The sequence below is a fragment of the Corallococcus sp. M7 genome, from assembly GCF_054512695.1.
The window spans coordinates 5,345,038-5,356,953 of the sequence record NZ_CM137252.1; the positions used below are offsets into that span (position 1 = coordinate 5,345,038).

2 protein-coding genes (1 of these 2 only partly in view) are annotated in these 11,916 nt (G+C 69.6%); one reads left to right on the forward strand and one right to left on the reverse strand.

Going from position 1 to position 11,916, the window contains the following annotated elements; all coding sequences use genetic code 11:
• Nucleotides 1-9,954 carry the 5' end (the start) of a non-ribosomal peptide synthase/polyketide synthase gene (locus ACX114_RS21170; protein WP_459287208.1) on the reverse strand. Its footprint begins 21,546 nt before the window's first position, so only the first 9,954 of its 31,500 coding nucleotides appear in the window; its start codon is at nt 9,952-9,954; the stop codon falls past the left edge of the window.
• Between the two features lie 316 nt (nt 9,955-10,270).
• On the opposite strand from ACX114_RS21170, the gene ACX114_RS21175 reads away from it, so the two are divergent.
• Complete coding sequence (locus tag ACX114_RS21175; protein WP_459287210.1) at nt 10,271-11,872, forward strand: MBL fold metallo-hydrolase; 1,602 nt, start codon at nt 10,271-10,273, stop codon at nt 11,870-11,872.
• Nucleotides 11,873-11,916: the final 44 nt, after the last annotated feature.

Sequence of the window (11,916 nt, forward strand, 5' to 3'; positions counted from 1 at the left end):
CACGCAGAGCGCCACGCGCACCTCGGGCCCAACGCCCAGCGTACGCAGGTGGTGCGCCAACTGGTTCGCCCGCGCGTCCAGCTGCGCGTACGTCAGCGAGGCATCCTCGAACACCAGCGCCTGCGAGTCCGGCGCGCGACGCACCTGGGCCTCGAAGAGCGTCGGGAACGTCACGTCACCCGCGACATCGCCGCGCGTGTCGTTCCACGCCACCAGCACCTGGTGACGCTCCTGCTCGCCCATCAGCGCGAGCTGGGACAGCTTCGCCATGGGCCGCACCGCCACGGACTCCAGCAGTACGCGCAGATGCTCCGTCATCCGGCGAGCCGTCGCCGCCGTGAACAGGTCGGTGTTGTACTCGAGCGTGCCTTCCAGCCCGCCCGCCGTCTCCGTCAGCGACAGCGTCAGGTCGAACTTCGCGGACTTCGACTCCACGTCGTACGGCGACAGCTCCACGCCCGACAGCTTCAGGTGCGGCAGCACGTCCTGCTGGAGTGCGAACATCACCTGGAACAGCGGCGCATGGCTCAGGCTGCGCTGCGGCTGGAGCTCCTCCACCAGCTTCTCGAACGGCACGTCCTGGTGCGCGTACGCGCCCAGCGTCGTCTCCTTCACCTGCTTGAGCACCTGCTGGAAGCTCGGGTTGCCCGACAGCTTCGTGCGCAGCACCAGCGTGTTGACGAAGAAGCCGATGAGCCCTTCCGTCTCCGCCTGCGTGCGGCCCGCGATGGGCGAGCCCACCGAGATGTCGTCCTGGCCGCTGTAGCGGGACAGCAGCACCTGGAACGCAGCCAGCAGCAGTTGGTACGGCGTCACGCCTTCCTGCTTCGCCAGCGCGTTGAGCGTGCGGCTCAGGTCCGCGCCCAGCTTCACCGGCACCGTGGCGCCGCGATACGTCTGCACGGCAGGACGCGCGAAGTCCGTCGGCAGCTCCAGGACGGCAGGCGCCCCGGCCAGCTGCTGCTTCCAGTAGCCGACCTGCTTCTCCAGCACCCCGCCCAGCAGCCATTCACGCTGCCACTGCGCGAAGTCCGCGTACTGCACCGTCAGCTCCGGCAGCGGGGACTTCTGGTTGAGGACCTGGGCCTCGTAGAGCGCGGCGACCTCGCGCACGAGGACGCCCAGGGACCAACCGTCGGAGACGATGTGGTGCATCGTCACCAGCAGCACGTGCTTCGCTTCACCTAGCTTCAGCAGCTTCGCGCGGAAGAGCGGACCCGTGCCCAGGTCGAACGGGCGCGCGGCTTCTTCCTCCGCCAGCCGCCGCGCTTCCGTGTCCTGCGCACCGGAGACGTCCACCACCGGCAGCTCGAAGGCCTTCGCCGGGTGGATGACCTGCACGGCCTGACCGTTCTCATCGCGGAAGGTCGTGCGCAGCGACTCATGCCGCCGGACGATCTCTTCCAGGGCCCGCCGCATGGCTTCCACATGCAGCGTGCCCTCCAGCTTCACGCCGCCCGCCACGTTGTAGAAGGCGCTGCCCTGCTCCAACTGGTCCAGGAACCACAGACGCTGCTGCGCGAACGACAGCGACTCCGTGGCGCTCCGGGGCCGAGGCGTGATCGCCGGGGCCTTGGACGCATCACGGCCCGAAACGGCCGCATCCACGAACGCCGCGAGCGAAGCCACCGTGCTCAGCTCGAAGAGCGAACGCAGCGGGACCTCGGCGCCGAAGGCCGTGCGCAGCCGGGAGACCAGCTGCATCGCCAGCAGCGAGTGGCCGCCCAGCTCGAAGAACGAGTCCTCCGCGCCCACGCGCTCCACGCGCAACAACTGCGCGAAGAGCATCGCGACCTGCTCTTCCGTCGCCGTGCGCGGCGCCACGTACTGGCCCTGCGAGGACTGGGCCTCCGGCACCGGCAACGCCTTGCGGTCCACCTTGCCGTTCGGGTTGAGCGGCAGCGCGTTCAGCACCACGAACGCCGACGGCACCATGTACTCCGGCAGCCGCGCCTTCAGCCCCTTGCGCAGCTCCGCCACGTCCAGCGACGCGCCCGCCACGTACGCCACCAGGCGCTTGTCGCCCGGGACGTCCTCACGCACCACCACCACGGACTCGCGCACACCGGGCTGCGTGGACAGCACCGACTGCACTTCACCCAGCTCGATGCGGAAACCACGCACCTTCACCTGGAAGTCGAAGCGGCCGAAGTACTCCAGCTCGCCATTCGGCAGCCACCGCACGCGGTCGCCCGTGCGGTACATCCGCGCGCCGGGCTCGTCGCTGAAGGGATTGGGAACGTAGCGCTCCGCCGTCAGCGCCGGCTTGCCCAGGTAGCCTCGCGAGAGGCCCGCACCCGCGATGTACAGCTCGCCCGGCACGCCCTGCGGCACCGGACGCAGCCACGCATCCAGCACGTATCCGCGCGAGCCCGTCAGGAGACGGCCCACCGTCGGCTCCCGCGTCGCGCCCTTCTCCACTCGCAAGTACGTCGAGTACGTCGTGTCTTCCGTCGGGCCGTAGAAGTTGTAGACGGCCTCCACATTCTTGAGCCCGTACGCCGCCTGCGCCAGCCGGTTCAGCAGCGGCTCGCCCGCGAGGTTCACCGTGCGCACCGTCTCCGGCACACCCTGGCTGCGCAGCAACTCCGCCATCGCGGAGGGCACCGTGTTCACCAGTGTCACCCGGGCCGCGTCCTTCATCGTCGGGAGCGCCAGTGCGTTCTCCGCGACGATGACGGCGCCACCGACGCTCAGCGGCGCGAAGACCTCGAACACCGAGATGTCGAAGTTCAGCGACGTCGAGGCCAACATGCCCGACAACTGCTGTGGCGTGAAGAACGCCGTCGCCCAGTGCAGGAACGCAATCACGCTGCGCTGCTCGATGGCCACGCCCTTCGGACGGCCCGTCGAACCCGACGTGTACAGCACGTACGCCAGGTTCCTCAGGCCCGTGCGCGCATCGACGCGCGAAACAGGGTTCTTGGAGATGGTCTCCCAATCCGTATCCAGGAACACGTTGCGCGCCGAGTGCTCGGGCAACACGCCCAGCAGCTTCTGCTGCGTCAGCACCACCGGTGCCTGCGCGTCCTCCAACATCCAGCCCAGGCGATCACGCGGGTACGCCGGATCCAGCGGCACGTACGCGCCACCGGCCTTCAGCACGCCCAGCAGCGCCACCACCATCCGTGCGGAGCGCTCCAGGCTCACGCCCACCAGCGTGTCCGGGCCCACGCCCATTCCGCGCAGGTGGTGCGCCAGCTGGTTCGCCTGCGCCTCCAGCTGCGCGTACGTCAGCACCTGACCGTCGAAGTAGACGGCCGCCGCGTCCGGCGTGCGCGCGACCTGCGCCTCGAAGAGCGCCTGCATCGTCCCGGTCACCGGGGCCGGCAGGTCCGTCCCCGACACGTCCATCAGCAGCGTCTGCTTCTCCTGCGCGCTCATCAGCGCAAGGTCAAACACCTTCGCCATGGGCCGCACCGCCACGGACTCCAGCAGCACCCGCAGGTGCTCCGTCATCCGCCGCGCCGTATGCGCAGTGAACAGGTCGGTGTTGTACTCGAGCGTTCCTTCCAGCCCGTTCGCCGTCTCCGTCAGGAAGAGTGTCAGGTCGAACTTCGCGGACTTCGACTCCACCTCGTACGGCGACAGCTCCATGCCCGACAGCTTCAGGTGCGGCAGCACGTCCTGCTGGAGTGCGAACATCACCTGGAACAGCGGCGCATGGCTCAGGCTGCGCTGCGGCTGGAGCTCCTCCACCAGCTTCTCGAACGGCACGTCCTGGTGCGCGTACGCGCCCAGCGTCGTCTCCTTCACCTGCTTGAGCACCTGCTGGAAGCTCGGGTTGCCCGACAGCTTCGTGCGCAGCACCAGCGTGTTGACGAAGAAGCCGATGAGCCCTTCCGTCTCCGCCTGCGTGCGGCCCGCGATGGGCGAGCCCACCGAGATGTCGTCCTGGCCGCTGTAGCGGGACAGCAGCACCTGGAACGCAGCCAGCAGCAGTTGGTACGGCGTCACGCCTTCCTGCTTCGCCAGCGCGTTGAGCGTGCGGCTCAGGTCCGTGCCCAGCTTCACCGGCACCGTGGCGCCGCGATACGTCTGCACGGCAGGACGCGCGAAGTCCGTCGGCAGCTCCAGGACGGCAGGCGCTCCGGCCAACTGCTGCTTCCAGTAGCCGACCTGCTTCTCCAGCGCTCCGCCCAGCAGCCATTCACGCTGCCACTGCGCGAAGTCCGCGTACTGCACCGCCAGCTCCGGCATGGGCATGGCGCGGCCCTGCGAGTGCGCCTCGTAGAGCGCGGCCATCTCGCGCACGAGGACACCCAGGGACCAACCGTCGGAGACGATGTGGTGCATCGTCACCAGCAGCACGTGCTTCGCTTCACCCAGCTTCAGCAGCTTCGCGCGGAAGAGCGGACCCGTGCCCAGGTCGAAGGGCCGCACGGCCTCCTCGTTGACCACGCGCTGGGTCTCCGCTTCGGCCACGGCCGACAGATCCACCACGGGCAGGTCCATCCGGCCCGCGGCGTGGATGAGCTGCACGGCCTCGCCGTTCTCCTCACGGAACGTCGTGCGCAGCGACTCGTGCCGCGCGACGATCTCCTGGAGCGTCAGCCGCAGGGCCTCCACATCCAGCGCGCCCTCCAGCCGCACCGCGCCCGGGATGTTGTAGAGCGCGCTCCCCTGCTCCAACCGGTCCAGGAACCACAGGCGCTGCTGCGCGAACGACAGCGGCAACGCGCCCTCGCGCGACACCCGCTTCAGCGGCGGCAGGTTCGCGCCTTCCGCCTGCTGCTTCCTCCCGTCGATGAACGCCGCGAGCGAAGCCACCGTGCTCAGCTCGAAGAGCGAACGCAGCGGGACCTCAATGCTGAAGGCCGTGCGCAGCCGGGAGACCAGCTGCATCGCCAGCAGCGAGTGGCCACCCAGCTCGAAGAACGAGTCCTCCGCGCCCACGCGCTCGACACGCAGCAACTGCGCGAAGAGCGTCGCGACCTGCTCTTCCGTCGCCGTGCGCGGCGCCACGTACCGGGCCTGGGCCTGCGTCTCCGGAACCGGCAGCGCCTTGCGGTCCACCTTCCCGTTCGGCGTCAGCGGCAGCGCGTTCAGCACCACGAACGCCGACGGCACCATGTACTCCGGCAGCCGCGCCTTCAGGCCCTTGCGCAGCTCCGCCACGTCCAGCGACGCGCCTGCCACGTACGCCACCAGGCGCTTGTCTCCCGGCACGTCCTCACGCACCACGACCACGGACTCGCGCACGCCGGGCTGAGACGCCAGCGCCGACTCCACCTCGCCCAGTTCGATGCGGAAGCCGCGCACCTTCACCTGGAAGTCGATGCGGCCCAGGTACTCCAACTCGCCCGTCGCCAGCCACCGGACGCGGTCGCCCGTGCGGTACATCCTCGCGCCCGGCTCCACCGAGAACGGGTTGGGCACGAAGCGCTCCGCCGTCAGCGACGGCTTGCCCAGGTAGCCGCGAGCGAGACCCGCGCCCGCCAGGTACAGCTCGCCCGGCACGCCCTGCGGCACCGGACGCAGCCACGCATCCAGCACGTACGCACGCGAGCCCGTCAGCGGACGGCCAATCGTCGGCTCTCGCGCGCCGTCCTTCTCCACGCGCGTGTACGTCGAATACGTCGTGTCTTCCGTCGGGCCGTAGAGGTTGTAGACGCCCTCCACGTTCTTCAGGCCGTAGAGCGCCTGGGCCAGCCGGTTCAGCAACGGCTCACCGGCGAGGTTCACCGTGCGCACCGACTCCGGCACGCCCTGGCTGCGCACCAGTTCCGCCATCGCGGAGGGCACCGTGTTCACCAGCGTCACGCGGCCCGCGTCCTTCAGCGTCGGCAACGCCAGCGCGTTCTCCGCGACGATGACGGCACCACCGCTGGTGAGCGGCGCGAAGACCTCGAACACGGACAGGTCGAAGTTCAGCGACGTCGCCGCCAGCACACCCGCGAGCTGCTGCGAAGTGAAGGCCGCCGTGGCCCAATGCAGGAAGGCCACCACGCTGCGCTGCTCGATGGCCACGCCCTTCGGACGACCCGTGGAGCCCGACGTGTAAAGCACGTACGCCAGGTTCCCCACGCCCGTGCTCGTCACGACAGGCGTCGTCGGCTGCCGCGAGATCACGGCCCAGTCCGCGTCCACGCAGACGGCCTTCGCGGAGTGCTCGGGCAGCACGCCCAGCAGGTTCTGCTGCGTCAGCAGCACCGGCGCCTGCGCGTCCTCCAGCATCCAGCCCAGACGCTCACGCGGGTACGCCGGATCCAGCGGCACGTACGCGCCACCGGCCTTCAGCACGCCCAGCAGCGCCACGACCATGCGCGCCGAACGCTCCAGGCTCACGCCCACCAGCGTGTCCGGGCCCACGCCCATGCCACGCAGGTGATGCGCCAACTGGTTCGCCTGCGCGTCCAACTGCGCGTACGTCAGCGTCTGCCCGTCGAAGTGGACTGCGGGCGCGTCCGGCGTGCGCGCCGCCTGCGCCTCGAAGAGCGCCTGCATCGTCCCGCGCACCGGGGCCGACAGGTCCGTCCCCGACGTGTCCTTCAGCAGCGACTGCTTCTCCTGCGCGCCCATCAGCGACAGGTCGGACAGCTTCGCGCCCGGATCCGTGAGCAGCGACTCCAGCAGCACCCGCAGGTGCTCCATCATCCGCCGCGCCGTCGCCGCCGCGAACAGGTCGGTGTTGTACTCCAGCGTTCCTTCCAGTCCGCCCGCCGTCTCCGTCAGGTAGAGCGTCAGGTCGAACTTCGCCGTCTTCGACTCCACGTCGTACGGCGACAGCTCCACGCCCGGCAGGCGGAAGTGCGGCAGCACGTCCTGCTGCAACACGAACATCACCTGGAACAACGGCGCGTGGCTCAGGCTGCGCTGCGGCTGGAGTTCCTCCACCAGCTTCTCGAACGGCACGTCCTGGTGCGCGTACGCCCCCAGCGTCGTCTCCTTCACCTGGGCCAGCAGCGCGCGGAAGGACGGGTTGCCTTCCAGCTTCGTGCGCAGCACCAGCGTGTTGACGAAGAAGCCGATGAGGCCCTCCGTCTCCGCGCGCGAGCGGCCCGTGATGGGCGAGCCGACCGAGATGTCCTCCTGCCCCGAGTAGCGCCCCAGCAGCACCTGGAACGCCGCCAGCAGCAGCATGTACGGCGTGACGCCTTCCTTCTTCGCCAGCGCGCCCAGCGCCTTGCTCAACTCCGCGCCCAGCTTCACCGGCACCGTCGCGCCGCGGTACGTCTGCGACGCCGGACGCGCGAAGTCCGTCGGCAGCTCCAGCACCGCCGGAGCCCCCGCCAGCCGCTGCTTCCAGTAGCCGACCTGCTTCTCCAACACGCCGCCCAGCAGCCACTCCCGCTGCCACTGCGCGAAGTCCGCGTACTGCACGCGCAGCGCCGGCAGCGGAGAGCCCCGTCCGCCACGGAACGCGTCGTAGAGCGCGGCGACCTCGCGCACGAGCACGCCCATGGACCAGCCGTCGGAGACGATGTGGTGCATCGTCACCAGCAGCACGTGCTTCGCGTCACCCAGCTTGAGCAACCGCGCGCGCATCAGCGGACCCGTGCCCAGGTCGAACGGACGCACGGCCTCTTCATCCACGCACCGCCGCGCCTCCGCCTCGCGCGACGCCTCCGGGAAGCCCGTCAGGTCCACCACCGGCAGCTCGAAGGCCTTCGCCGGGTGGATGATCTGCACCGCCTCGCCGTTCTCCTCGCGGAACGTCGTGCGCAGCGACTCGTGCCGGCGGACGATCTCCTCCAGGCTCCGCCGCAGCGATTCGGCATCCAGCGCGCCGTCCAGCCGCACCGCGCCCGGGATGCTGTAGAGCGCGCTTCCCTGCTCCAGCCGGTCCAGGAACCACAGGCGCTGCTGCGCGAACGACAAGGGCTGCGTGGCCCCACGCGGCCGGGGCGCGAGCACCGCCGCCTTCGGCTCCTGCTTCGACGCCGTGATGCGCTTCGCCAGCTCCACCAGGCTCGGGCCCTGGAGCAGCAGCTCCATGGGCAGCGCGATCCCCAGCCCCTTCTCCACCGCGTGCGCCAGCTCCACCGCGCTCAGCGAATCCAGGCCGTAGCGCGTGATGGGCTCACGCACGTCCACCGTCTTCGCCGGCACCTTCAACTGCTCCGCCACGCGCTCCACCAGCCACGTCAGCGTGGCCCGCGCGGCCTCCGGCACGTCCTCACGCACCGGCGCCTGGGCGGGCTCCGAGGACTCGGCGGCTTCCGTCTCCTCCGCCTCCTCGAACCCCGGCTCGCGCCACACCAGCACCGTGCGCAGCTCGTCCGCGAGGAACTGCGCCTTGCTCGCGTGCCGCTGGATCTTCCCGCTGGAGGTCTTCGGGATGCTGCCGGGCTCGATCAGCGCCACGGCGTGCACCTGCACCTCATGCCGCTCGGCGACGCGCTGGCGGATCTCCTTCACCGCCGCCTCCGCCATGTCCACCTGCTTGCGCAGGTTGCCCGCCTTGCGCAGGTCGATCTCCTGCACCACCACCAGGCGCTCCTCGCCCGCCACCTCCAGCGACACCGCCGCCACGCTGCCGGCGCGCAGCGCGGGGTGGCTCTCCTCCACCGTCTGCTCGATGTCCTGCGGGTAGTGGTTGCGGCCACGGATGATGATCAGGTCCTTGGCCCGGCCGGTGACGAACAGCTCACCGTCCCGCATGAAGCCCAGGTCGCCCGTGCGCAGGAACGGCCCTTCGTCCGTGCCCTTCACTCGCGCATGGAACGCCTCCGCCGTCGCCTCCGGCTTGTTCCAGTAGCCCAGCGCCACGCTGGGGCCGCGCACCCAGATCTCACCCACGCCGCCGGGCGCGCACGCCTCGCGCGTCTGCGGATCCACGATGACCACCGGGTGCCCCGGGCGCTCCTCGCCGCATCCCACCAGCAGGCGCGCCTCCGGCTTCGACGCGTCCACCAGCACCGCGCGGCGCTGCTCCAGCGCCTGGGCATCCAGCGCGGTGCGCACCGGCGGCGCCTCCACGCGCCCGCCCGACACCAGCAGCGTCGCCTCCGCCAGGCCGTAGCACGGGAAGAAGAACTCACGCGTGAAGCCGTGCGGCCCGAACGCCTGCTCGAAGCGGTCCAGCGTCGCCGTACGGATGGGCTCCGCGCCGGTGAACGCCACCTTCCACGAGCTCAGGTCCAGCGACTGCCGCTCCTCCGCCGGGATGCGCCGGATGCACAGGTCGAACGCGAAGTTCGGCCCGCCGCTGATGGTGGCCTTGTAGCGGGTGATGGCCTCCAGCCACACGCGCGGGTTCTTCAGCATCGTCAGCGGCGACATCAGCGCCGCGTGGAACGTCGCGTACAGCGGCGTGAGGATGCCGCCGATGAGCCCCATGTCGTGGTACGGCGGCAGCCAGATGACGGCCGAGCTGCTGGGGACCAGCTCGAACGCGTCGGTGATCAGCGCCAGGTTGTGCGCCAGGTTGCCGTGGCTCAGCATCACGCCCTTGGGCGAGCCCGTGGACCCGGACGTGTACTGGAGGAACGCCAGCGTGGACGCGTCCACGTCCGGCGGCGTCCAGTCCGCTTCCCCACCCGCCGGGATCTCGTCCGTCCCCACCCAGTGCAGCGAACGCAGGTCCGGCGCCTGCTCGAAGACGAACTCCGTCATGGACAGGATGCCGGACGTGGTGAGCACCACCGTCGCGTTCGCGTCCTGGATGATCGCGCGCAGGCGCGGCAGCGTGCGCTCCAGCCGCATCGGATCCGGCGGGTACGCCGGCACCGCGATGAGCCCCGCGTAGAGGCACCCGAAGAACCCCGCCACGTACTCCAGGCCGGGCGGATACAGCAGCATCACGCGCTCGCCCGGCTTCGCTACCTTCCGCAGCGCCACCGCGATCCGCCGCGCCCGCGCGTCCAGCCCCGCGTAGCTCAGCGTTCCGTCTTCCTGACCCGCGTCATCCAGGAAGGTGTACAGCGGCTGATCGGGCCGCGATTGGGCCCGGCTCCGCAAGATTTCGACGAGGGTGGAATTCGAAGGCGTCAGCTCAGGGGAACGCGACAAGGAAGAACCCATGTGGAAGGCCGGAGAACGCAGCAAGGGCTTCAGTGGGCCGACTTCCTGTGGGACGCACGCACACGATGTGCGTGGCACAGGCGCCCTTGCAATGAGTCCGGCGGAGCAGAACTGGATACGAGAATACCACTAGGACTGGGTTCTACCGAACTTGAACAATTTGCTCGAATCGCTCACATTCGCTCGTCAGCCCTGCTTCCTGGTCTTCAGCTCTCACCCCGCCCTCCCTTGACTCCGCGAGTTCCCTTCCGGGAACCGCCGTGAATCGAGTCCGGGTGCGGGGGTCTTCTCGATCGCACACCCCATGACTGCTCCTCTGTATCGCCTCGCGGATGCCACCCTCGTCGAACCGCTCGTCCAGGACTTCCAGGCCTGGTGGATGACGGTGGCGCCCATGCCCGCGAGCCTGCATCTGCAGGCCTACCTGCTGCCGCTGCTGAAGGCCTACCTGCAGACGCCGGACTTCCACGCGAAGGCGGCGAAGGATCCGGAGCTCAGCGGCAGCTCCTTCGTAGGCATCGCGCCGGAGCGCGCGGAAGAGGTGCGGGCGCTCATGACGCGGATGACCACCGCGCAGGAGGACAACATCAAGCTGGCGGAGGCGTTCGACGAGTTCCAGACGCAGCTCTTGGCGGAGGCCAAGGGGCAGTCCCTGGAGCCGCTGTACGCGCGGCTGCCGGAGCCGCTCAAGGGCGTGGTGGAGCTGGTGTACGACTACGTGAACCGCCCGTCGATGCGCGTGCACGAAGGCCTGCTGTACCGCGGCCGTCACTACAAGTCGGACCTCCAATCGATGCGGCTGCGCCGGCTGAAGGCGGACGCGGAGCGCGACTCGCTGCTCACCACGCCGCGCCTGATGGAGGCGGGGCAGCTGGACTGGAAGGTGCCCTTCCACGACGAGCGCCTGGACAAGCTGTTCAGCCTGGACCTGGAGCCCAAGCCGCTGGAGTGGATCCGCGACGTGCTGGGCGACGCGGTGAAGTCCGACGCGGACCTGATGCCCCTGCTCACGGAGGCGCCGCAGACCCTTCCCGAGACGTGGAACGGGCCGGGGGTGCGCATCCGCTACGTGGGCCACGCGTGCGTGCTGGTGGAGTGGAAGGGCACCTCCATCCTCATCGACGCGGTGGTGCCGGTGCGGCCGGAGAAGATGGGCCCGCTGGCGCGCATGTCCTTCGCGGACCTGCCGCGCCGCATTGACTACGTGGTCATCACCCACAGCCACCCGGATCACCTGGACATCGAGACGCTGCTGCGTCTGCGCCACCGCGTCGGCACGCTGATGGTGCCGCGCGCGAGCGGCGCCCTGGCGGGTGACTACTCGCCGCGGCTGTTGGGCAAGGCGCTCGGCTTCAAGAACGTGCTGGAGCCCTACTTCTACGAGTCCCTGCCCATCCCGGACGGCGAGATCATCGCCGCGCCGTTCATGGGCGAGCACGGCGACGTGGCCCACGCCAAGACGGCGTGGATCATCCGCACGGGCGAGGAGCGGCTCTTCTTCGCCGCCGACTCCATGTGCGTGGACGAGACGACGTACCGCGACCTGCGCAGCACCGTGGGCGACCTGCACACGGTCTTCATGAACACGGAGATCGTCGGCGCGCCGCACACGTGGATGCTGGAGGGCTTCTTCCCCAAGAAGCGCGACCGCAAGCTGGAGAAGAACCGCCGCTGCCGCGGCAGCAACTCCACCGAGGGCCTGCGCCTGCTGGAGCTCGTGGGCGCGAAGCGGCTCTTCAACTACGCCATGGGCCTGGAGCCCTGGATGGAGCACATCATCGGGCCGGCCGCCACGCCGGAGACGCCCCGCATGAAGGAGTCGGATCTGCTGCTCAACACCGCCCGTGAGCGCGGCATGCAGGCCGAGCGGCTCGAGGGTGCGCGCGAGGTCCAGCTCAAGAGCTGAAGTGCACACGGGCGCAGGGCGGCCTGTCCGCCCTCCCCTCGTAC